Origin of the sequence: Streptomyces hygroscopicus subsp. hygroscopicus (assembly GCF_030269125.1) — a bacterium.
In the GTDB taxonomy this organism is placed as follows: domain Bacteria; phylum Actinomycetota; class Actinomycetes; order Streptomycetales; family Streptomycetaceae; genus Streptomyces; species Streptomyces hygroscopicus_C.
This window is the reverse complement of the sequence record NZ_BSSM01000003.1, coordinates 558,315-578,423: the sequence shown is the minus strand read 5'-3', so window position 1 is coordinate 578,423 and position 20,109 is coordinate 558,315. Positions and strand designations below refer to the sequence as shown.

Below are 20,109 nucleotides of genomic sequence, written 5' to 3'. Positions count from 1 at the left end.
ACCGGCAAGCCGGTCGGTGCGGTCCCTACGCCGTCGGCGGATCGGGTGGCCACCGCCGGCGGCCGGATGCTGGGGCGAGCCGTGCGCCCTCGCGGACCATCGGGCGATGTGGCCGCCGAACAGGAGCAGACCATCGAAGGCTGAGCAACCCGGCAGGGGAGTCGATGGTCAGCAGGCCGATCAAGGCCGGACCACCATCAGCGGGGCAGTCGTAATCGCGGCCAGAACATCCGGCAAGGGGTCTTGCTCCCCGTTTCCCGGAAGAGCGCGGCAGGCTGATTCGTCGGCCCGGCTCCTTCCTCAATCGCACCCTCACTGTGCGCCGCATCGCCCGAAAGCGGCAAAGGTACTCGGTGTACGCGAGACGCGGACCGTGTGATCCGATTCGTTGCAGGAACAGCAAGCTTGTTTGCCATGAACGGTGGTGCGGGGTGACGGTGCCGATATGGGAACCTATGAACTCGAGACCACCGAAGGCCGTACCTGGGACGTCGTCGTGATCGGCGGAGGTGTCGCCGGCCTGTCCGCCGCGCTGCTGCTGACTCGCGTACGGCGCTCCGTCCTCGTCATCGACGCAGGCGAACCCCGCAACGCCCCCGCCGCGCGAGCCGGCGCCCACAACATCCTTGGCCGCGAGGGCGTTTCCCCCCTGGAACTCCTTCGCGTAGGCCGGGAGGAAGTGGCCTCCTACGGCGGAGAAGTCGTCAACGGCCGGGTCGAGCGCGTCGAGAGCAGCGGCGGCACGTTCGCCATCACCACCCAGGACGGACAGCGCGCCCGTGCCCGGCGCGTCCTGGTGACCACGGGCTTGATCGATGAACTGCCGGACATCCCCGGCCTGGCGGAGCGGTGGGGGCACGACGTGATCCACTGCGTGTACTGCCACGGCTGGGAAGCCCGCGACACCAAGGTCGGCGTCCTGGGCAACTTCCACCAAGCCCTGCTGTTCCGTCAGATGACCGCCCAGGTCGCCCTCTTCGCCCACCACGCGCAGGCAGAACTCACCGACGAGCAGTGGGAACAGCTCGCCGCCCTCGGCATCGAAGTGATCCACGGCGCCGTCACCGCCCTGGAGACCGACACCGAACAGGACAAGCTGACCGGCGCCCGCCTGGCCTCCGGCACGGTCATACCCCTCGACACCCTCGTCGTCGCCCCCACCTTCACCGCCCGCGGCGGCTTCCTCGAAGACCTGGGCCTCACGCTCAACCCCCACCCCGCCGTCCCCGGCGTCCAGGTCGCCGTCGATCCCTCGGGATTCACCGGCGTCCGGGGCGTGTGGGCCGCCGGGAACGCCAGCGACGTCCTCGCTGCCGTGCCCCAGTCCGCCGGCGCCGGAAACACCGCGGGTGGCGCCATCAACATGGACCTCATCCTCGAAGACGCCCGACGTGCCACCGAGGCCCGCGAAGCAGCATCGGCAACGCCGTTCGACGGCACGATGGAAGCAGAAGTGTCACGACGCGTTCTGGGCACCCGCGCCCACGGTCTGGAAGGCCCCGCATAGCGAACGGCGAAGCGCTTCCGGAACACGTCGTCATCGCCACCGGCAGGCCCTGCCCGGGAGGCACCACCATGCGGTAGGGCCTGCTGCATAGAACGAGGTCCTGCGGCGGGCCGCGGCCTGTCCGTCGCAGGCACGTCTGCCGGGAAAAGGATCTACCCGCTCGTGAAGGAGCCGGCCGTGGACGGGGTGCCCGTCACTGCCGGGACAACCGCGGGTGGAGCGTGTCCGGCAAGAAGCGCGGCAAGGGCAGGAAGGCCGGCCCGCCGGTGCACGACGGCCTGGTCCGCCGTGACTTCACCGCGACCTGCGCGAACCGGCTGTGGCTCGCCGACATCACCGAGTACGCGACCGGCGAAGGCAAGCTCTGTCTCCGCGCGATCAAGGACGCCTTCAGCAACAGGATCGTGGGCTGCTCCATCGACGAGCGGATGAAGTCCCGCCTGGCCGCGGCCGCCCTGGACAACGCCGTGGCCCGGCGTGGAGACGTCGACGGGTGCATTCTGCACCGTGATCGCGGAGCGCGATACGGATTCGACTGATCGTCGCAACACCTTGATCGGGAGGGGGAGCGATGGGCTCTGTGGAGCGGCACAAGCAGGTTCGTGCGTGTCGGGGTTGATGCCGTCGCCGGGCAGGCCGTCGGTGGCCTGGCGTGAGGACAGGGCCAGGTTCTGGGCGGCGATTGCCCGGGGTGCCAAGACCGAGGATGCGTGCAGTGGTGCCGGGGTGTCCGGGCCGGTGGGATTCCGCTGGTTCCGGCACGCTGGCGGCGTGAATCCGTGTCTTCCTGATGAGGTGTCCGGGCGCTACCTGTCTTTTCGCGAACGGGAGGACATCGCCGTCTGGCATGCCCAGGGCGCCGGCGTCCGCGAGATCGCCCGCAGGCTCGGACGGGCGCCGTCGACGGTCTCTCGTGAGCTGCGGCGCAATGCCTCTACCCGGACCTACAAGCTGGATTACCGGGCCTCGACCGCGCAGTGGCACGCTGAACGCCGGGCTCGGCGCCCGAAGACAGCCAAGGTCGTGGACAATCCGAGGCTGCGAGCCTAGGTCATATGGCGGGTTGCCTCCAGGCGATCCGCGCTCACCGGTTTCTCAGGCGCGCCGTCAACCGGGCCAGCAGGGGCAGTGCCGCCGCGAGTGTCGCGCGTTCCTCGGCGCTCAGCGAGTCGCTGATGGCGCCGCCGAGCGTCTCCGCGCGCCTGCGCCGTTCCTCGGCGAGGCGCTCGCTTCCCGCGGGAGTGAGGTGCAGCAGGACCTTGCGGCCGTCCGCTGGGTGCGCCTCGGTACGTACCAGGCCCTGAGTCACCAGCCCCTTGACCGCCTTGGCGACCGCCTGATGGCTGACGCCCCGCTGCTGGGCGACGTCGGCGGTGGTCGTCGGGCCGTCGCGGTCGAGACAGCCCAGGACGGCGGACTCGGTTGCGGGCATGGTGTCGGCGGTGCGCACGGTGCGCACCAGTTGTCCGACGGTGAGGCGGAGTTCCTCGGCGAGTCGGTTGTCGTCGTCCATGGCGGCAACCTACCCCGATTTCCGCAACCGGTCTGTACAACCTGGTTGTGCTACCTCTCGCACAAAGCCGTCCGCCCAGCCGCTCCTGCACGGCCACACCTCGCGAGATATACAACCAGGGTGTACAGTTTGGTTGTAGAAATATGCGGACCGAGAGGAACCCCGTGAAGCTCACCAAGCACGCCCACGCCTGCGTCACCGTCGAGAAGGACGACACCCGCCTGGTGATCGACCCCGGCACCTTCACCCCGGACGCGGCGGCCGCTGTCGCTCAGGCCCAAGCGGTCCTGATCACCCACGAGCACTTCGACCACTTCGACGAGAAGCTGGTCGCCGCCGCACTCGCCGACCGGCCCGAACTGCACGTCTACGGCACCGCCGCCGTCACGGCGGCCCTCGGCGGCCAGGACAGCCGTGTGCACACCGTCGCCGCCGGCGACACCTTCACCGTCGGCTCCGTCCCCGTCACCGTGCACGGGCACCGCCACGCGCTGATCCACGCCGACATCCCGTGCCCCGACAACGTCGGCTACCTCCTCGACGAGGGCGCTCTCTACCACCCCGGCGACGCCTACTTTGCACCCGACGCCCCCGTGCGCACCCTGCTGCTCCCCACCAGCGGACCGTGGACGAAGCTCGGCGAAGCCGCCGACTACGTCCGCGCCGTCAAGCCCGAACACATCATCCAGATCCACGAACTCATGCTCAGCGAACTCGGGCAGAACTCCGTCGCCAACCTCCTCGGCGAGAACGGCCTGACCGGCACCGCCATCCAGCGCCTCGCGCCGGGCACCACCGTCCAACTCCAGGCCCAGTAAGGCTCTGGGCTCCCGCACGTTGGAGCGGCATGCGTTTCGCGACCATCCGCACCGGCGACACCCTCACCGCCGCCCGCATCGGGGCGACCGCGCCAGTGTTCCGGTCTCGGCGGGTGCCGGTGCTCGGCTACCGTGCCATTGTGAGCGAGCCGTTCGCCCAGGGCGAGGACCATCCGGCGTGTGGCATCTGCCCGTCGAAGCGCTTGCCGCGCGAGGCGTTCGTGGTGTATTCGCGGCCCTCGTGGGAGTGCCCGTTCGATCCGGCCGATGGCTTCCGCTACACGCTGGACGACCGGACGCCGGCGTGTGTGCACCCGGACAAGGTGGGGCTGGATCCGGACCGGATCGCCCCGCCGCCCAGGACGGAGCCGGAGCCGGAGGCCGAGGCGGCGGCTACGCCGCGGCGTAGCCGATGGCGCTTGTCATTCCGCAGTCGGTGATGCCGATGGTGGCGACATGACGTCGAGGACCTGGCGGCCCCGCTCGGCTTCGCCGTCGCAAGGCCGGGATCCAGTAGCGCTCGCCGACCGAGCCGAAGGCCGCCTCGTACGCCTGGTGCGTGAAGTCACCGGTGGAGAGGGTCGGCGGCGCCAGGGCGGTGCTGGGAGCATGGCGCGCATCCGCTTCTGCGAATCGCGCGGGGGCCCGGCCGCCGAGAGGCGCCTCGGCCCGGCGCCGCGACTGAGCGCGCTCCTTGCCGTCCTCGGCGGGCAGGACGCTGACCTGCTCAGCGAGGATGCGGATCAGAAGCCAGCCCAGCCCGCCGCTCCGGCGAGCCGGTCGGGCGGGAGGTGCAGGGGGTGCGGTGCGCGCCGCCGACAGCCGCCTGACCAGCTCGATCAGACGTCGGGCACCAGTGACATGTGTCCCGCAGTGGGATCGCGGGCGGTTGCGTGATCCTCAATCCTCAGGGGGTGCGCATCGCGTCGGTGGCCCGCGGGGACATGCGGCCGTGCGCCGTGTCAGTGATCCTGGAGCGTCTGGTCATCACGGTCGGGATCGGTCGGGCACAGCCGTACGCAGCATTCACCGGGTTCGGGGGCCAGGACGGCCTGGATACCGTTGACCTCCAAGCCGGTGAGGTAGCCGCCCAGGAAGGCCTGGTTCATGCCGCACACCAGGTCAGGAGCTTTCACGGCCAGCGGATGGAACGGACAGTTGCGCAGCCGGAGCCGGGTGGGGGCCTCCCGGACGGGTTCGTAGCCGTACACCTCCAGCAGCGCCTCGCAGGCGGTCAGCCCGCGCTCGGGACCCAGACGCCCGGGGCGGGTCTCCTCCCGTGCGGCCTCACCCAGCTGCCGGCCGCGCCGCCCGGCGGTCCGCATGGCCGACTGAACAGCGTTTTCGTCCGCTCCCTCGGTCAGGACCGCCTCCAGGAGAAGGTCCGCGAGGAGTTCGTGTCGCCGGTCGGGGATGCTCACGGTGATCTGGGCGTCGGTGGGCTCGTACACCTTCGGCCGCCTGCCGACCTTGCGGATCCCACCCGGCGTCTCGTAGCGGGCGCGCAGCAGGCCGGCGTCGACGAGCTTGTCGAGGTGGAAGGCGGCGAGCTTGCGGGAGATGCCGACGTTCGCGGCGGCCTCGTCGCGGGTGACGGCGTGCCCGGCGCGGCGGATGAAAGCGAACATGCGCCGTCGCGAGTCCTCACTCAGGACGCTGACGGAGTCGATAGCGCTGCCGACCGTGTCGGCCGGAACTGTCTGCTCGGAAGCCACGACACCACCGTATCCCCCATATGCGTAGGCACAAGTGTTCCCGCTGCCCTGCTCTCCTGCAAGTCTTGACGACCATCAGCAATAAGACCAAGACTTGTTAGTGAAACGAGCGGAGGAGGTCACGATGACTGATGCATCCCGGCTCCAGGCAAAGCGTCCGGTCAGCGCCTTGCTCGCCGGCCCATACGGCCACCCGTTCCACCCGATCCTGGTCACGGTGCCGATCGGCGCCTGGGTGACCAGCCTGGTGTTCGACATCGCCTCCCACGTGACCAACCGGCCGGGATTCCTCACCCAGGGCTCGGAGTGGCTGATCGCGGTCGGGGTGATCGGCGCCCTGCTGGCGGCCATGGTCGGCTTCCTCGACCTGTTCGCGATCCCCGCCCGGACGCCGGCCTTCCGCACCGCCCTGGTCCACATGACGCTGAACCTGCTGGTGACCATCGCCTACGCGGTCAACTTCCTGTGGCGTCACAGCACCTACAGCAGCGGCAGAAGCGTCGACTGGGGCAGCCTCGGTCTGTCCGCGGTCAGCCTCGTTCTCCTGGGGGTCTCGGGATTCCTGGGCGGCAAGCTCGCCTACCGCTACGGCGTCCGCGTCGCCGACGAAGACACCCAAGCTGAGGGATACACGCCCGGCACCAGCGCGCGAAACGTCCGCCCAGCCGCCTAGAACCGCACAACCCCCACTACAGGCCGGCCTCTCCGGCCGCCTTCGACATTCTCATTCGGGAGTTCCCCATGGACATCGCCGCACTGATCACCTGGGTGGTCACCGCACTCGGCGGCTTCTACATGCTCGGCACCTGGATCCAACGCGGCGGGATCAGCCAGCAGCAATCCGGCACCAGCCGCTTGCCCGCCCCCGTCGTCTTCGGCCACTTCGCCCTGGCCGCGATCGGACTGGTGGTATGGATCGTCTACGTCATCGCCGACAAAAGCGCCCTGGCCTGGATCTCCTTCGGCCTGCTGCTGCCCGTCGCCGTGCTGGGATTCGTGATGCTGGCCCGATGGATCCCGGTCTACCGCGACCGCGCCACCACCCAAGCTCCGGCCGCCGCAGCGGCTTCATCAGGAGCCGGCGGAACCGTTCCCGCCGAGCGTCACTTCCCGGTGGCGGTCGTCCTGGCCCACGGACTGTTCGCCGTGGCCACCCTCGTCCTGGTCCTGCTCACCGCCCTCGGCATCGGAGGAAGCTGAGATGACCGAGCGCCCCCTCCACGCCACCACCCGAACACACCCGCAAGACGAGGAGGACGCGGCTCCTGCCCGGCCCGCCCTCCGGGTCGTCCACGAGCCCGCCGGCATCGACCCGGCCACCGCAGAAGCGGCGGCCGGCCGGTTCCTCCACTCTCTCGGCATCTCCGCCGCCTCCTGACCCCGACAGATCCGGTCGAGCGCGGCGAGCTGATCGGCGCATTCCGCCTCGGTCACGACCGAGACCGCCAAAGGCCGCACCACCTTCGCCGAGGTCGAGGAGTCCGAGGCCGACCGGGCCCGCTTCGAGACCTGGGTGGCCGAGATCAAAGCCCGCGACTACTTCGCCGCCCCGATCGGCACCGAGGTCCGTGCCGAACTCGACCCCGCCCGGCAGGCGATGAAGAGGTTCGAGGCCGCCGCCCTCGCCGCCGAGACCACCGCGGCAGTACCGGCCGTGCCGCGGTACGGCTGCGCGCCGTGGAAAGCCACCGCCCGTGAACACCTTGTGGTCCATAGCCCTGACCGTCACAGGCGGCCTGCTGCTCCGGCTCCTCATCCTCGCCGCCCCGGCCCTCGCCCGCCCGCGCGGCGACCTGCTGACCGAAGCGATCCGGCTGCTGCCCGACCTACTGCGGCCCCTCCCCCGCCTCGCCCGCGACCGGGCCCTCCCGCAGGGTGCGGTGCGACTGTGGCTGCTGCTCGGCTACCTCGCCATGCCCCTCGACCTGGTACCGGGCTTCATCCCCGTCCTCGGCTACGCCGACGACGCCCTCGTGGTCGTGCGCGGAAGGCCCCGTGAACCGCGTCAAAGAAATCAAGAGGCAACTCTGTGGACGAGCCGCATGCGAACTACTCCGCAAGGTGATCCTGCTTCAGTGACCACGTGACGCGCTCTCCAGGCGCAGAGCAACGACGTGGCACCCGTCAACCCCGGGGCGCGGCACGTCTCGACCAGCCGCGCGTCTCCCCCTCGTCGATGAGGCGCCGCCCGGCCCTCCAGAGGGAGGCGGACGCCTCCCCGATCACGGCCTTGCGGGCCCGGACATCATCAGCGGTGATGCCCGGAGTACGCCATGTGCCGCCACGTGCCATCCAGTTGAGGAGGAGTGGCTGCAGCCGGTCCATCGCCTTGGCGAACTTGGCTTCCGGAGTGCGACGTTCCTCGAACTCGTCCCACAGAAGCCGCATACGCTGAGCCTGATCCGCCGGAAGCAAGCCGAAGAGCTCGTCAGCAGCGGCAACTTCCCGTTCGTTCTGATCGCTCCCCGCAGCACTGTCGTACAGGGGCGTGTCGCCGGCATAGATCTCCACAAGATCATGCAGGAGAACGAGCTGGATGGTGTGGCCTACATCGATAGGCCGGTCGGAGTACTCGGCGAGGATCGCAACCATCATCGCCAGGTGCCACGAGTGCTCCGCGTCGTTCTCACGGCGGTCGGCCGCGGCGAGGGGAGACTGACGAAGGATGGTCTTGAGCTGGTCGATCTCGACGAGAAAGGTGAACTGGGCATGCAGTCGATCATCGAGGTCGTCGGGGAAGGGCGTCTTCTCGGCAAGTAAGCTGCGGCGCTCGTCACTCATGGGCTCATCGTGGCATGCACTGCCCGGCTCGAAGAGTGAATCTCGCTCCGGAACCACAAACGAACGGCGTTTCAGACGTCAACCGCCTTGGGTCACTTTCCACGACCGCTCCCCAGGTCTGTGCCGGAAACGAGCTTCGACAGCAAGGGCCCGCGGGAGAGGCCCGGTCAGCAACGCTGGAAGCGTGGTCCGCATTCGCTTCCGCGCCTCCTGCGGGCCCGGCTGCCGAGGAACGCGTCGGCCCGGCGCCGGTACGACGTGTGCCGGGCCCAGACGTACCGGGCCCGGCAGGCGTCCGACCGGATCATGACCCTTGCAATGACGCTTGCCCATGCCGAGTGAAACGGCGGCACCGGCATGATCAGCTGCTGACCTGCCCGGAGTGCGGCGCGCTTTGCGCCCTTCACGTGCGTGGACAGTTCCTGGCCCGCTTGTCCACCCTCCGACCTCGCTGGTCTACTTTTCCGTAGTCCGGGACTGACGGGACGGAATCTGGGCCAGGATGGACCCGTGATGAGCGAAGGCGAACGGGAACTGTGGTTGCGCGTATCAAGTTCGGAAGACGAACTGCGGTCTTTGAGGGACTGGTTACGTCATGAGGACGGACTGCGGGGCAGGGTGCGGGCATTCCAGTCCCCGCTCTCTCCGGGGGAGATGGGCGGAGCGCTGGACGCGCTCGCGGTGGCCGTCGGATCCGGAGGTATGGGCGCGGTGCTCGCCAACTGCCTGTCCACCTGGATCAGCCAGCGACGCTCTGACGTGCGGATCACGGTGAGCACGCGGGACGGCCGCACCGTAGAGGTGGACGCCAAGGGCGTCGACCCGCAAGCGCTCGCGCGGGATATCGAGCGCATGCTCAACAGCGATGAAGCAGAGGGAAATCCGCAGTGACGCGGTTGCCTGACCCAGACCGCTCGCGCGCCATTCTCATAGGCACCGGCACCCACGCCGACGGATCCGGTCTGCCCAGTCTGCCCGCCATCGGCGCCAACCTCGCAGACCTGCGGCAGGTGCTCACCGATCCGGCCACCGGCTCCCTGCCGGTGGAGCATTGCATCACCGCAGCTGATCCCGCCACCGCGGGCGAGGTGGGTACCCTCCTCGCCCGCGCGGCCGCGGAAGCGACCGACCTGCTGTTCGTGTACTACGGCGGGCACGGACTGGTGGACGACCGGGGCAGGCTCCACCTCGCGTTACCCCGCACCGATGCAGCAGACATCCGCTGGACCGCGCTGCCGTTCGAAACCTTGCGGGAGGAACTGCTCGACAGCCCGGCGGCGATCCGAGTGCTGGTCCTGGACTGCTGTTTCTCCGGACGGGCCATCGAAGCGATGACGAGCGGGCACAGCACGGTCGCCGGGCAGATCGACGTTGCCGGCACTTACACGCTCGCCTCCACCTCCGCGAACGCCGTCGCCTACGCGCCCGAAGGCGCGACGCACACGGCATTCACCGGCGCCCTGCTCAAAGCCCTGAGAGGGCCGGTGGCGCTGAGCCTGGACGACCTCTTCGACGAGGTGCGACGCGATCTCGCAGTGCGCGATATGCCGCGACCTCAGCGCCGGGTGGTCAACAACGCCGGCAATCTCGTCCTGGTGCGTCCCCCTGATCCCACTGCGCCTCGCCCTGCCCCTGTGGGCGACCCGCCTCCCACCGCGTGGACAGACCCTGGCGCCTCTGCTCCGCCTCTGCCCCTGTGGCACCAAAGCGGCGTCCCAGCCTCGCCGCGGCCCCGGCGTCCGAAGGTGAAGCTCCACATTCCGGCGGGGGCGTGGCTGCTGCTTTGCTTCTCGCTGGCCGGACTGATCGGATGGTATTGGCTGGACGCGGAGACGCACTGGGACAAGGACAACCTCCGAGAGGCGGTGCAGCGAGCGGCTGTGGAGCTGGGCAAACGGCCGAAGTTCGCCGACGCACCTCTCGAGGGCTACATCGCACAGCTCATCGACGAGTCGGGCAAAGGGCCACCCCACGGATTCACACCCTCGGTGAAACACGTTACGAAGACCGACAGCGACGGCACCGTCAGCGACAGCAACGCTGGTGACTACGAAGTCACCAGCCAAGACGTTGGCCTCGCCTTCTGCATGCACGTCACCACGACTCTCAAGACTCCCGGCCACGACCTGATCTCCGCGACCGTCACTTTGTCCGCCACGGTCACGGATGGAACCTGCCCCACCGCCGGCCCCTCAGGCGCCGGTAACGGATCGACTCCGTCATCGACACCCTCGAAAACCGCTCTGGGGCCTGTCCGGCGGAGATGGGCCGGCTCCCCGCCGTAGACCGGATGCGCTTCGGCACCGCGGCTCCGGGGCAGCACCGGGCGGAGCTCGATGGCCGACACCGAACCGGCGTGCTGCCCGGATACGCAGCGGCGGCGGTCGAACCAGAGCACGGGCGGCACCCTCCTTTTCAGGCTGCCGGCGCGGCGGCCGCTGTCCTGCAAGTACACCTCGCGCAGTGCCTCGGCGGCGACCTGCTGAAGTTCCTGGTCGCCGGCATCGGCCCCCTGGACGTCGAAGGAGGGGGCGGCGCGCTGGGGCCACCCGCGAATCGAACGATCACAGCGGCACCCGCGTCCGGCAGGGCTCTCCCGCCTCACCACCTTGACGGGGGCTCCCGGGGAGGACCGTGCGCGGAAGGAGCACCCTCGCCCGGACACGAAGCGTCTCGAGAGCTGTCTTCCGCGCGCGTGGGCGGGGCCACCGAGGCATGGTGCCGCCGTTTCCTCTACCCGCGGTAGAGGGGCGCGGTAGAGTGAGGGGTATGGCAGCAGACGAGACGAGCATCAAGGTGAGTACGGCCGCGCGGGACCGGCTCGCCCAGCTGGCGGCCGAGCACGGCACCACCATTCGCAGCCTGGTGGAGGACCTCGCGCAGGGCACGCCCACGCAGGCCGAGTACGCCGAGCGGGCCGAGCTGGCCCGAGCCGAGCTCGCCTCCGCCCTCGGCAGCGCGCCGAGCCCGGAAGCCGAGGCGAGGGCGAAGGCCCTGCTCGAGCGTCTGGGCGGCGCCGCGCACAGCTCGCAGGCGGCCGCATAGTGGCGACGATCGCGGTCGTCCTGGACCACACGACCGCGGGTGCGTTGTACGACCCGAAGGACCCGTTCAACGAGGCGGTCGCCGCGTTCTACGTCCAGGCATCCGGCGGACTCGGCGACCTGTACGCGCCGGTGCTCTCCCTGACGGCCGGCGACACCGACCGGCCTGGGCTGCTCGGCTACATCAAGGGCCTGCGGTTCATCCGGATCGAGGCCTTCGACACCGACGCCGCGGTCACCGCCACCGAACTGCTGCGCTTCGGACACTCCTGGGCCGCCGTCCACGCCATCCACGCCGCCCGCCCCTCCCCCACACACCCCACCGGCCGGTACCTGCTCACCCTCACCCCCAAGGCGTACGCGGGTACCGGCGTCCAAGCCGTCCACCCCGACCAGTAGCCATCAGCCGCCCCGACCGGCTGAGGACGATCGCCCTCGCCTGCCCTGCCGTCGCGATCGCCGCATGCACCCGGAGCGTCTTGGGGGCACCGACCTCGGAATGGGCGAGGTGGACGTGTCCGGGATACCGCCGCGGCGGCTGGCGGAGCTGTCGCGGTACGGCGTCGACGGCGAGGCGTCACTGCTCAAGCGGCACGGCGAGTCCCGGCGCCTGGCCACGCTGCTGGCCACCGCGGTCTACCTGACGTCCCGCGCGGTCGATGACGCCCTGGATCCACTGGAGGTGCTGATCGCGACGAAGCTGCTCGCGCGGGCGGAGCGGGAGACGGCGAAGGAGAAGCTGAAGACTCTGCCCAGGGTCGAGCGGGCCGGGATACGGCTGGCCACCGCCTTCCGGGTCCTGTTCGACACCACGGCTGAGCAGGTCGACACCGACACCGGGGAGATCAGCCCTCCGAAGGCGGAGACGCTGGAGGCGATGTGGGCGGGGATCGAGCAGGTGGTGCCGCGTCACGAGCTGGCGGCCGCGATCGCCGCGCTGTTCGAGCTGACCCCGCCGCCCGGCGGCCCGCGTCCGCTGCGCGGCCCGGACGCCACCGACGAGGAGTGACCCGGCCTGGCCTGCGCCGCCGGATGGGAGGACCTGGAGGCATGGCCAGGAGGAACGTCCGGCGGTGCAGCCAGTCCGCTGCCCGGCTGCCCGAGGGCAGCAGGCGGTCGCGCCGGTACCGCTCGGCGGTCTGCCGAGTTGGACGATGTCGCGAAGGCGGCGGTCGCTCGCGTTCTGGCAGACCGAAGCTACTCAGCGCAGTACGGCTGCCAGCAGGTCGGCTCCCAGCGCCGTCAGATCGGGCAGATTGACGGTGTAACGGACGTAACGCCCCTGCCGCCGGGCCGTGAGCAGGCCCGCGCGGCGCAGGACAGCGAGGTGGCGGGAAACCTCGGGCGATGAAAGTTCCCAGGCGTGGGCCAACTCACCGGTGGTGTGCGGGCCGCGGGCCAGGGTGCGCAGCAGCCGCAGCCGTACCGGATGCGCGAGTGCCTCCAGCCGTAGCGTGACCGTTTCCAGCGATACCGGCTCCGATGGACTCGCCTCGGCCACGGGGTACTGCACCACCGGCTGCCATCCGGGCGCGTGGACCACCACCAGGTGCGGGCGGCCGAAGACACTGGGGATGAAGGTGACCCCGGTGCCGTGGGCGGCGGTTGCATTGTCCTGCAGCTTGTCCACGACGATGCGGTCGCCGTCCGGCGCCAGGGCCACGGCGCCGGAGACCGATGCGAGTGCCGCCCCGGTGCCCTGGCGCTTCAGCAGGTCGTTCTTCAGGCGCAGGTCGGTGGCGAGCTGCGGGACGACGCCCGCCCAGGCGGTGTCGAAGAAGGCCTCGGCGCACTGTTCGAGGGTGTCCCGCACCCGTGCCCGTACGGCCGCCGGGTCCGCGAGCAGCCTTTCCGCGAAGGCCTCTTGGAGCGCGCCGCGGGCCTGGGCGAGGTCCAGGGCGCGCTCACGCGCCGTCGCGTCGGCGAGCGGCGACGGCGCGGCGAAGTGGACCCGGTTGCTGCCGCACGTGGTAATGAGCGCGGCGGTCACATACGTTTCATCGTCGATCCGGTCCACATCGTCCAACTCTTCGGCGAGGGCAAGCCGGGGGCTAGCGGGGACCAGGAAGTCGGCTCGTGAGGAACGCCAGAGGAACTCTGCCTCCCTGAGCCGCTCGGCCAGCTCCGGCCGCAGCCCGGCCCAGACGTCCCCGGCCCAGCCGGCGAACTGCGGGTGATGCGCGGGTTCGGCCAGCACGTGCAGCATCGCGGTCAGCTCGGCCAGCGGAGAGGCAGCGAACCGCAGTCGCCCGGACGGCAGGCCGCCGATGTCGATCCTCAACGTCATCCCCTCATTATCGCTGGTCGGCTGGCCGACGACCGCGTCGATTGACGATGTCCGTCAACCGACATGGGCGGCCCGGCGGCCGGACGCACCGTTGACGCCATGGCAACCACCACCAAGGTCCAGCTGCGCGCCCTCGTCCGTGCCTCCGGAGGCCCCCGCTATGCCGTCGCCGTGGCCGTGGACGCGCTCGGCACCGGCCTGCTGCGGCCCTTTCTGCTGCTCTACGGGGTGACGGTGCTGAGGCTGTCCGCGTCGGCCACCGGCATCGCCATGACGGCCGGCATCGTCGCAGGGCTGGCGTGCATGCCCGCTGTCGGCCGATGGCTGGACCGGGGCGCACGCAGCACGGTCGTGGCAGCGTCGATGCTGATACGGGTGCTGGGCGTGGCGCTGCTGCTGGCCACCCCGGCGGGGCACGTCCGGCTGTTCGCGGCGGCGGCACTCTTCCTCGGCATCGGCAACCAGGCATGGCCGGCCGCCCACGCAGCCCTCGTGGCCACGGTCGCCCACGGCCGCGAACGCGACGCGGCTCTCGCGGCAGGCCGTGCCCTGCGCAACGCCGGCATGGGCGCGGGCGCCCTCGTCGCCACCGCCTGTCTGGCGGGCGGCACCACCGCACTGCAGGCGCTGGCAGCCGTCACCGGGCTCGCCTATCTCACCGCGGCAGCCCTGGCATGGTCGGTCCACCTGCGCACGCAGCCGGCTGCTACCCCGGCCAAGGACAGGGCCCATGTGCCCGCACCTCGGATGCGCACGCTGCTGGCCGCCAATGTCGTCTACGTCTTCTGCCTCAACGTCCCCGAAATCGCGCTCCCCCTGGTCCTGGTGACCCAGTTGCACGCATCCCCGGTGTGGTCGGCAGCCATCTTCGTGGCGAACACGGCGCTGGTGGTCATCCTGCAGGTGCCGGTTACCGTCCTGTTGTCCCGCTTCTCCCGGCGCATCGTGCTGGCCCTCGCCGGCGTGGTGATCGCCGCGTCCTACCTCGGCTTCCTCGCGGCCACCTCACTGGGACACGGCTGGCGTGCCCCGGTCATCGCCGCGGTGTCCGTGCTCTGCACCGTCGGCGAGATCGCCTACGCCGGCAGCGCCACCGCGCTCGTCACCGCCCTCGCCCCGGCCCATGTCCTGGGACGCGCCCTCGCCCGCTTCCAGCTCTCCACAGGTTTCGGCCTCGCCGTCTCCCCGGCGGTCATCACCGCTCTCGCCTCCCACGGCCAGGCCGTCCTCTGGGGCAGCCTCGCCGCTACGACGTTGCTCTCCGCCACCGCCGTTGCCACTGAGAAGGACCAAGGAACGCGGCTCAGCGGTTGCTGCCCGCGGGCGCGAGCAGGCTCGTGAGCTCGGCGATCGACGTAGAAGGCCGGGCCTTCCGCCGGTACCCGGAAGCCTTGCAGGACGTCCTGGCGGGCAGTCGTGATCACTGTCCTAGGCCCTCACCTCCTGGTACTGGCCCAGGAAGAGCGGCGTCCCGTGCTCCACCCGCCACAGGAACAGCCCGGGTTCCTCCTCCACCTGCCCCGTGTGCGTCCGGAAGGCGATCGTCCGGGTGATGCCCCGGTACGACACGGCCCGCAGCCGTCGGGTGAGGTCGCTCCGGTCCGCGGGGCCCGTTCCCGCGGTGGCGAGGACGCGCGCGACGAGACCGAGGGCGTCGTAGGCCTCGGCCGCGCCCCAGCCGACGTTCTGGACGCCATACCGCTTCGTGAACGACCGCACGAAACCGGCGGCCGGCGTCAGACGCGCCGGGTCCACGAACGTCGCCGAGAAGACCCACCCCTCGGTCGCCGCGCCGGCCGCTCGCAGGAACTCGGGTGTGAGGACGGCCTGGGTCGCGGCGGGGGTACCGGTGAACCCCGCCGCCCGCAGCGCCCGTGCGCAGGAGGCGGCGCGCCGCGAGGAGTCACCGCAGTAGACGACGGCCTGTGCGCGTGCCGCGAGGGCGGCGGCGACGGCGGGGCCGAAGTCACCGGTGTCGGCGGCGACCTGGTGCCGGATGACCGTGCCGTGGGACGGAGGGTTCGCCTCCAGGTTCTGGGCGATCAGCCAGCTGTAGTCCCGGGCCGCCCGGTCCTCGACGAGAAAGGTGCGGCGGGCCGGGCGCAGGCTGGTGAGATAGCGGACCAGGGGCGCGCCGATCGCGGTGTCGGAGGGGCGTAGCTGGAACACGGACGACGTGGGGTTCTGCGTGTCCACGGCGGCGTACAGGGCGTCTGAGCCCGCCCAGGCCGTCACCATCGGCAGCAACGCCTTCTTGTACCGGTCCGCGGCCGCCAGGGCCGTGGCGTCGGACGTCGGCCCGATCACCGCGCACACGCGGCCGTCCGCGACGAGGCGCCGGGCCACCTCCTTGGCCCGGCCGGCGTCCCCCGCGTCGTCGACGACCGTGAGGTCCAGGTCGAAGCGACGGTCCGCGCGCGCATTGTGCTGCTCCACCGCCAGCCGGACCCCGCGCTCGACCGAGGTACCGAGCGTCCTGCCGGAACCGGAGAGGTCGGCCTGAACGGCGACGGTACGGCGCCGGCGCGGGGCGGTGGTGGACGGCCCGTCGCCGCGACCGGTCAGCCAGGCGGCCGCGGTGCCGCCGGCGGCCAGCACGCCGGCGGCCACACCTCCCAGAACCAGCAGGCGCCTGAGGTTCGGCGCGGGCGACTCGTCCACCAGCGTGCCGGGCGCCGTAGGCCGTTCAGGCTCGGGCAGGCGCAGCACCTGGGCCGAGCGTTCGGCGATCACTGCGGGCAGCCCTGGTGGCAGCCAGTCGTCGGTGCCGAAGTCACCCAGTCCGGCGCGCAGTTCCGGCACGGTCGGGCGGGCGGCCGGGTCCTTGGCGAGACAGCGGGCGACCAGGCTCCGCAGGCCATCCTCCGTGATGGCGCCGAGGTCGGGGTGCTCGTGGACCGTGCGGTAGAGCACGGTGGGCGCCGGCCCGCCGCCGAACGGCGGCCGACCGGTCGCCGCGTAGGCGAGGACGCAGCCCAGCGAGAAGACGTCGCTGGGCGGGCCCACCTCCTCGTCGCGGGCGCGGGCCTGTTCCGGTGAGAGATAGCCGGGCGTGCCGATCACCACGTCGGTCGCGGTCAGGGCGGTGGCTCCGCCGACGCGGGCGATGCCGAAGTCGATGAGACGGGGCCCGTCAAGGGCGAGCAGCACATTGCCCGGCTTGACGTCGCGGTGCACCAGACCGGCCGCGTGGACGGCGGTGAGCGCCTCGGCGAGCCGGGTCCCCAGCGCCCGCACCGTGGCCGGGGGCAGCGGCCCGTGCCCCGCGACGGTCTCGGCGAGCGAGGGCCCGGGGACGAAGGCAGTCGCGATCCAGGGCTGGGCCGCCTCCGGGTCGGCGGCCGTGACGGGCGCGGTCCAGCGGCCGTCGACCCGCGCGGCGGCCTGTGCTTCGCGGCGGAAGCGGGCCCGGAAGCCCGGATCGGCGGCGTGCTCGGCGCGGATCACCTTCAGGGCGGCCAGGGAACCGCCCTGCGAACGGGCGAGGTAGACGACGCCCATGCCACCCACGCCGATCCGCGCGAGCAGGCGGTACCCGCCGACCGACTCCGGGTCCTGGGCGGTGAGCGGACGCACCGTCACTTCCCCTTCGGCTGCGGCGCCCTGTCCGGGGCGGGCCCGAGGTAGTGGAAGGCGCCGTCGCGTACCTGGTGGACGAAACTGGCGGGGGTGCTGAGCTGCGAGAGCTTCGGGTCGAAGGCGAAGTTTCGGGTGATGCCCTGGTACCTGGCGGCCCTCAGCGGAGCGATCAGCGCCTTGCGCGCCGGGCGCTTGCCCTTGGTGGCGGTGAGCTGCCGTATCAGCAGGTTCGCCGCGTCGTAACCCTCGGCAGCCCAGAACCCGGGTGGCCGGCCGTACCGCCTGCGGAACGCCTGGGCGAAGGAGCGGACCTCAGCCGCGCCGGGCCCGATCGCTGCCGCCACGACCGTCCAGCCCACCGCGCTCTCCTCAGCGGCGAACCGGGGGTCGAGCGCGGGTTCGGCCGCGTACTTCGGCCCGTCGAAGCCGGCCAGCCCCTTGGCCGCCCGGATCGCCCCCTCCAACGGCCCGGCGTAGACGAACGCCTTGATGCCGGCCCCGTGCATGTCCTTCAGGACGGGCCCGAAGTCGGTCGTGCCGGCGGGGACGACGCGGGGGTGGGTGGCGTCGCCGTATTTCCGGATGATGAAGTTGACCATCTGGACGGTCTGCCAGGACACGTCACCGGCGGTGCGGTCCAGCAGGATGCCGACGGGGGTGGCCGCACTGGTCGCTTCCAGTTGGAAGGCCAGTTTCATGGCGACGGTGCCGTGCAGGGGACGGCCTCGTACGAAGGAGCGGATGTTCTGGTACAGGTTCTGCCCGGCGGACATGCTGATCACGGGCAGCAGGGCCGCGTCGTACTCGGGCAGCGCGGCCTGGGTCGTCTCGTCGGTGCTCGAACCCAGCACGGCCAGCACGTCCGGGTCGTCGACAAGCCGCCGGGCCGCGGCGGCGGCACGGTCGGCCAGGCCCGCGTCGTCCGAGGTCCTCAGCCTCAGCGTGAACGGTTTGTCGCGGCGGGCGTTGAACTCCTCCACCGCGAGCCGTGCTCCCTGCTCCTGGGCCCGCCCGGCCGCCCGGCCGGCACCGCTGAGGTCGGCCTGCACACCGAGCGCCCAGCCGGGTGCGGCGGGCTGCTTCTTCCCGGTGCCCGCCTCGTGGCGCAGCGCGGCCCAGGCGGCCACGCCTCCGCCCGCGGCGAGCACCGCGGCACCACCGGAGGCGACGGCGAGGAACCTGCGGCGCGAGGGGGCGGGCTCGGGCGGCGCCTCGGCGAGCGTGGCCTCGATGTCGGGCAGGGCCAGCATCGCGGCCGACCGTTCGACGACCATGCGGACGACGTCGGCGGGCAGCCACTCGGCGGTGCCCGGGGACGCGTCCTCCACGAGGGCGGCGTCCAGTTCGGCCGCGGTGGGCCGCTCGGCGGGGTCCTTGGCCAGACAGCGCAGCAGGACGGCCTCCAGCTCCTCGTCCATGCCGTCGAGGTCGGGGCTGTCGTGGACGACGCGGTAGAGCAGGGCGTCGACGGCGCCGCCGCCGAAGGGCGGCCGGCCGGTCGCCGCGTAGGCCAGCACGCAGCCCAGTGAGAAGACGTCGCTCGCGGGCCCGAGGCGGTCGCCGCGGGCCGTGGCCTGCTCCGGGGACAGGAAGCCGGGAGTGCCGACGACGAGGTCCGCGGAGGTGATCGCGGTGTCGTCCAGGGAGCGGGCGATCCCGAAGTCGATGAGGCGAGGGCCGTCGGCGGCGAGCAGGATGTTGGCCGGTTTGACGTCCCGGTGCACCAGGCCGGCGTCGTGCACGGCGGCGAGCGCGCGGGCCAGCATCTTGCCGAGCAGACGTACCGTCCGCACGGGCAGTGGGCCGCGCCGGCCCACCACGTCGACGAGGGGCGGGCCGGGCTCGAAAGCGGTGGCCAGCCAGGGCTGTTCGGCGTCGGGGTCGGCGCTGGTGACCTTGACCACCCACGGGCTGTCCACGCGTCGCGCGGCGTTCGCCTCGCGGCGGAAACGGGCGCGGAAGGCCTCGTCGTGCGCGTACCCCGCCTGGATCACCTTGACGGCGGCGAGCGCGCCCGACTCCGTACGGCCGAGGTAGACGACGCCCATGCCGCCCTCGCCCAGCCGGGCGAGCAGGCGGTGGCCGCCGACGAAGGACGGGTCGGAAGGGTGCAGGGAGCGGTCGGTCACTTCTGGGCCCCCAGTTCGGCGTGCACCTTGGTCTCCATACCGGCCACCGCCCGTGCCTGGACGGTCAGCAGGTCGCCCTGGGCGAAGCCCTTGCCGCCCTCGACGACGACGGCGATCGTCACCGGACCGAGCCGGACCTGGTTCCAGACGTAGTACGACGCCCCCTTGCCGAGCGCCGGATCGTCGTACGTGCCCATCTCGAGGAGGTAGTCGTCGGCGGTGGTGTTGCCGTTCGTGCCGTAGCCGGAGCCGACCGAGTTCAGACCGCTGATCCGCTCGGTGGCACGCAGTTGCTGGTCGGGGCAGCGCAGCGCCTCCTCCAGTGTCTCGGCCATCTCCTGGTCGGCCTGCGCGACGGTGCGGTGCAGGGTGACGGTGGCGGCGGTGCGGACCTCGCCCCTCGAGTCGGAGGCGGGCAGCCGGCTGTAACGGGTGAAGGTGGCGAGGACGTCGCCGGGCAGGGACTCCTGGCGCCAGACGCAGTCGGTACCGAGGACGGGCCAGGCGGCCGGGTCGCTCTCGTACGGGCGGCGCTTGACGTAACCCGGGCCGTAGCTGTCCGGACCCGCGGTGATGGCGCGGACCAGGTCGAGGGCGGAGGACCGGGTGGTGGGGACGCGCGCGGGGTCGACCGTGATGCGCGCGGTGGTGTCGCCCGTCCCGCGCTGTCCGGCCGGTGAGGACACCGCGGCGGAGGAAGCGGCCGGACCGGTCCGGTGCCCGCCCTCGTTCAAGC

20 protein-coding genes and 4 pseudogenes are annotated in these 20,109 nt (G+C 71.3%); 16 read left to right on the top strand and 8 right to left on the bottom strand.

The annotated features are described in order from the left end of the window. Window positions 1–445 precede the first annotated feature (445 nt). The 3 genes and pseudogenes from QSK45_RS10750 to QSK45_RS10740 form a co-directional block, all read left to right on the top strand. Entirely contained in the window at window positions 446–1,507 is a 1,062-nt protein-coding gene (locus tag QSK45_RS10750) for an NAD(P)/FAD-dependent oxidoreductase (RefSeq protein ID WP_285555483.1), read from the top strand. A 221-nt stretch (window positions 1,508–1,728) separates the two neighbouring features. After that, window positions 1,729–2,046 carry a DDE-type integrase/transposase/recombinase gene (locus QSK45_RS10745; protein ID WP_395485427.1) on the top strand — a complete coding sequence of 106 codons (318 nt, stop codon included), beginning with the start codon at window positions 1,729–1,731 and terminating at the stop codon, window positions 2,044–2,046. Window positions 2,047–2,078: 32 nt separating this feature from the next. Then, window positions 2,079–2,551: pseudogene (locus QSK45_RS10740) on the top strand (transposase); the annotation flags it as partial. 40 nt (window positions 2,552–2,591) lie between these two features. Here QSK45_RS10740 and QSK45_RS10735 read toward each other — a convergent pair. After that, entirely contained in the window at window positions 2,592–3,020 is a 429-nt protein-coding gene (locus QSK45_RS10735) for a MarR family winged helix-turn-helix transcriptional regulator (RefSeq protein WP_285555482.1), read from the bottom strand. Window positions 3,021–3,184: 164 nt separating this feature from the next. On the opposite strand from QSK45_RS10735, the gene QSK45_RS10730 reads away from it, so the two are divergent. Both QSK45_RS10730 and QSK45_RS10725 read left to right on the top strand, forming a co-directional pair. Continuing rightward, window positions 3,185–3,838: an MBL fold metallo-hydrolase gene (locus QSK45_RS10730; RefSeq protein ID WP_490993543.1), complete on the top strand. Its 654-nt coding sequence runs from the start codon at window positions 3,185–3,187 to the stop codon at window positions 3,836–3,838. A gap of 29 nt (window positions 3,839–3,867) precedes the next feature. Beyond that, window positions 3,868–4,278, top strand: a complete 411-nt coding sequence (locus QSK45_RS10725; protein ID WP_285555480.1) for a hypothetical protein — start codon at window positions 3,868–3,870, stop codon at window positions 4,276–4,278. 522 nt (window positions 4,279–4,800) lie between these two features. On the opposite strand, the gene QSK45_RS10720 is transcribed toward QSK45_RS10725, so the two are convergent. Beyond that, a complete protein-coding gene (locus QSK45_RS10720) occupies window positions 4,801–5,553 on the bottom strand; it encodes a helix-turn-helix transcriptional regulator (protein WP_490993534.1) in 753 nt (250 codons plus the stop codon). A 124-nt stretch (window positions 5,554–5,677) separates the two neighbouring features. Between QSK45_RS10720 and QSK45_RS10715 the strand changes: the two genes are divergently transcribed. The 5 genes and pseudogenes from QSK45_RS10715 to QSK45_RS10700 all read left to right on the top strand — a co-directional run bounded on the left by QSK45_RS10715 (window position 5,678) and on the right by QSK45_RS10700 (window position 7,640). Then, window positions 5,678–6,226: a DUF2231 domain-containing protein gene (locus QSK45_RS10715; protein WP_285555479.1), complete on the top strand. Its 549-nt coding sequence runs from the start codon at window positions 5,678–5,680 to the stop codon at window positions 6,224–6,226. A 68-nt stretch (window positions 6,227–6,294) separates the two neighbouring features. After that, window positions 6,295–6,753, top strand: a complete 459-nt coding sequence (locus QSK45_RS10710; RefSeq protein WP_285555478.1) for a hypothetical protein — start codon at window positions 6,295–6,297, stop codon at window positions 6,751–6,753. A gap of 1 nt (window position 6,754) precedes the next feature. Continuing rightward, on the top strand, window positions 6,755–6,931 hold the full coding sequence (locus QSK45_RS10705) for a hypothetical protein (RefSeq protein ID WP_285555477.1): 177 nt from the start codon (window positions 6,755–6,757) through the stop codon (window positions 6,929–6,931). A 54-nt stretch (window positions 6,932–6,985) separates the two neighbouring features. Then, a pseudogene (locus QSK45_RS38440) lies at window positions 6,986–7,171 on the top strand (Chromate resistance protein ChrB); the annotation flags it as partial. A gap of 76 nt (window positions 7,172–7,247) precedes the next feature. Beyond that, complete coding sequence (locus QSK45_RS10700) at window positions 7,248–7,640, top strand: YkvA family protein (RefSeq protein ID WP_285555476.1); 393 nt, start codon at window positions 7,248–7,250, stop codon at window positions 7,638–7,640. Between the two features lie 37 nt (window positions 7,641–7,677). Here QSK45_RS10700 and QSK45_RS10695 read toward each other — a convergent pair whose 3' ends face one another. Further along, the gene (locus QSK45_RS10695) at window positions 7,678–8,334 is read right to left on the bottom strand and encodes an HD domain-containing protein (RefSeq protein WP_285555475.1); all 657 of its coding nucleotides are present in this window, start codon (window positions 8,332–8,334) and stop codon (window positions 7,678–7,680) included. 513 nt (window positions 8,335–8,847) lie between these two features. On the opposite strand from QSK45_RS10695, the gene QSK45_RS10690 reads away from it, so the two are divergent. Further along, entirely contained in the window at window positions 8,848–9,225 is a 378-nt protein-coding gene (locus tag QSK45_RS10690; RefSeq protein WP_285555474.1) for an effector-associated constant component EACC1, read from the top strand. After that, window positions 9,222–10,619 carry a caspase family protein gene (locus QSK45_RS10685; protein ID WP_285555473.1) on the top strand — a complete coding sequence of 466 codons (1,398 nt, stop codon included), beginning with the start codon at window positions 9,222–9,224 and terminating at the stop codon, window positions 10,617–10,619. Before QSK45_RS10690 ends, QSK45_RS10685 begins: the two co-directional genes overlap by 4 nt. Before the next feature lie 128 nt (window positions 10,620–10,747). On the opposite strand, the pseudogene QSK45_RS10680 reads toward QSK45_RS10685, so the two are convergent. Then, window positions 10,748–10,879: pseudogene (locus QSK45_RS10680) on the bottom strand (telomere-protecting terminal protein Tpg); the annotation flags it as partial. A 224-nt stretch (window positions 10,880–11,103) separates the two neighbouring features. Between QSK45_RS10680 and QSK45_RS10675 the strand changes: the two are divergent. The 3 genes and pseudogenes from QSK45_RS10675 to QSK45_RS10665 all read left to right on the top strand — a co-directional run. Beyond that, window positions 11,104–11,379, top strand: coding sequence for a hypothetical protein (locus QSK45_RS10675; RefSeq protein WP_285555472.1), 276 nt, complete (start codon window positions 11,104–11,106; stop codon window positions 11,377–11,379). After that, window positions 11,379–11,777 carry a PIN domain-containing protein gene (locus tag QSK45_RS10670; protein WP_285555471.1) on the top strand — a complete coding sequence of 133 codons (399 nt, stop codon included), beginning with the start codon at window positions 11,379–11,381 and terminating at the stop codon, window positions 11,775–11,777. The genes QSK45_RS10675 and QSK45_RS10670 overlap by 1 nt, the downstream gene beginning before the upstream one ends. A 94-nt stretch (window positions 11,778–11,871) precedes the next feature. Then, a pseudogene (locus tag QSK45_RS10665) lies at window positions 11,872–12,336 on the top strand (Tn3 family transposase); the annotation flags it as partial. A gap of 243 nt (window positions 12,337–12,579) precedes the next feature. On the opposite strand, the gene QSK45_RS10660 reads toward QSK45_RS10665, so the two are convergent. Then, complete coding sequence (locus QSK45_RS10660; RefSeq protein WP_285555469.1) at window positions 12,580–13,665, bottom strand: helix-turn-helix domain-containing protein; 1,086 nt, start codon at window positions 13,663–13,665, stop codon at window positions 12,580–12,582. 99 nt (window positions 13,666–13,764) lie between these two features. Between QSK45_RS10660 and QSK45_RS10655 the strand changes: the two genes are divergently transcribed. Further along, entirely contained in the window at window positions 13,765–15,006 is a 1,242-nt protein-coding gene (locus QSK45_RS10655) for an MFS transporter (protein WP_285555468.1), read from the top strand. Between the two features lie 87 nt (window positions 15,007–15,093). Here the strand turns inward: QSK45_RS10655 and QSK45_RS10650 are convergent, their stop codons facing one another. The 3 genes from QSK45_RS10650 to QSK45_RS10640 are packed head-to-tail and all read right to left on the bottom strand — an operon-like array spanning window position 15,094 to window position 20,059. Next, window positions 15,094–17,241: a bifunctional serine/threonine-protein kinase/ABC transporter substrate-binding protein gene (locus tag QSK45_RS10650; RefSeq protein ID WP_285555467.1), complete on the bottom strand. Its 2,148-nt coding sequence runs from the start codon at window positions 17,239–17,241 to the stop codon at window positions 15,094–15,096. 2 nt (window positions 17,242–17,243) lie between these two features. After that, window positions 17,244–19,373: a bifunctional serine/threonine-protein kinase/ABC transporter substrate-binding protein gene (locus QSK45_RS10645; protein WP_285555466.1), complete on the bottom strand. Its 2,130-nt coding sequence runs from the start codon at window positions 19,371–19,373 to the stop codon at window positions 17,244–17,246. Further along, complete coding sequence (locus tag QSK45_RS10640; RefSeq protein ID WP_285555465.1) at window positions 19,370–20,059, bottom strand: hypothetical protein; 690 nt, start codon at window positions 20,057–20,059, stop codon at window positions 19,370–19,372. The genes QSK45_RS10645 and QSK45_RS10640 overlap by 4 nt, the downstream gene beginning before the upstream one ends. Window positions 20,060–20,109 lie beyond the last annotated feature (50 nt).

Coding starts and splice junctions, on each gene's coding strand:
- QSK45_RS10710 (WP_285555478.1), top strand. CDS start 6,295: ATGGACATCGCCGCACTGATCACCTGGGTGGTCACCGCACTCGGCGGC.
- QSK45_RS10735 (WP_285555482.1), bottom strand. CDS start 3,020: ATGGACGACGACAACCGACTCGCCGAGGAACTCCGCCTCACCGTCGGA.
- QSK45_RS10695 (WP_285555475.1), bottom strand. CDS start 8,334: ATGAGTGACGAGCGCCGCAGCTTACTTGCCGAGAAGACGCCCTTCCCC.
- QSK45_RS10675 (WP_285555472.1), top strand. CDS start 11,104: ATGGCAGCAGACGAGACGAGCATCAAGGTGAGTACGGCCGCGCGGGAC.
- QSK45_RS10655 (WP_285555468.1), top strand. CDS start 13,765: ATGGCAACCACCACCAAGGTCCAGCTGCGCGCCCTCGTCCGTGCCTCC.
- QSK45_RS10715 (WP_285555479.1), top strand. CDS start 5,678: ATGACTGATGCATCCCGGCTCCAGGCAAAGCGTCCGGTCAGCGCCTTG.
- QSK45_RS10705 (WP_285555477.1), top strand. CDS start 6,755: ATGACCGAGCGCCCCCTCCACGCCACCACCCGAACACACCCGCAAGAC.
- QSK45_RS10690 (WP_285555474.1), top strand. CDS start 8,848: ATGAGCGAAGGCGAACGGGAACTGTGGTTGCGCGTATCAAGTTCGGAA.
- QSK45_RS10660 (WP_285555469.1), bottom strand. CDS start 13,665: ATGACGTTGAGGATCGACATCGGCGGCCTGCCGTCCGGGCGACTGCGG.
- QSK45_RS10750 (WP_285555483.1), top strand. CDS start 446: ATGGGAACCTATGAACTCGAGACCACCGAAGGCCGTACCTGGGACGTC.
- QSK45_RS10725 (WP_285555480.1), top strand. CDS start 3,868: ATGCGTTTCGCGACCATCCGCACCGGCGACACCCTCACCGCCGCCCGC.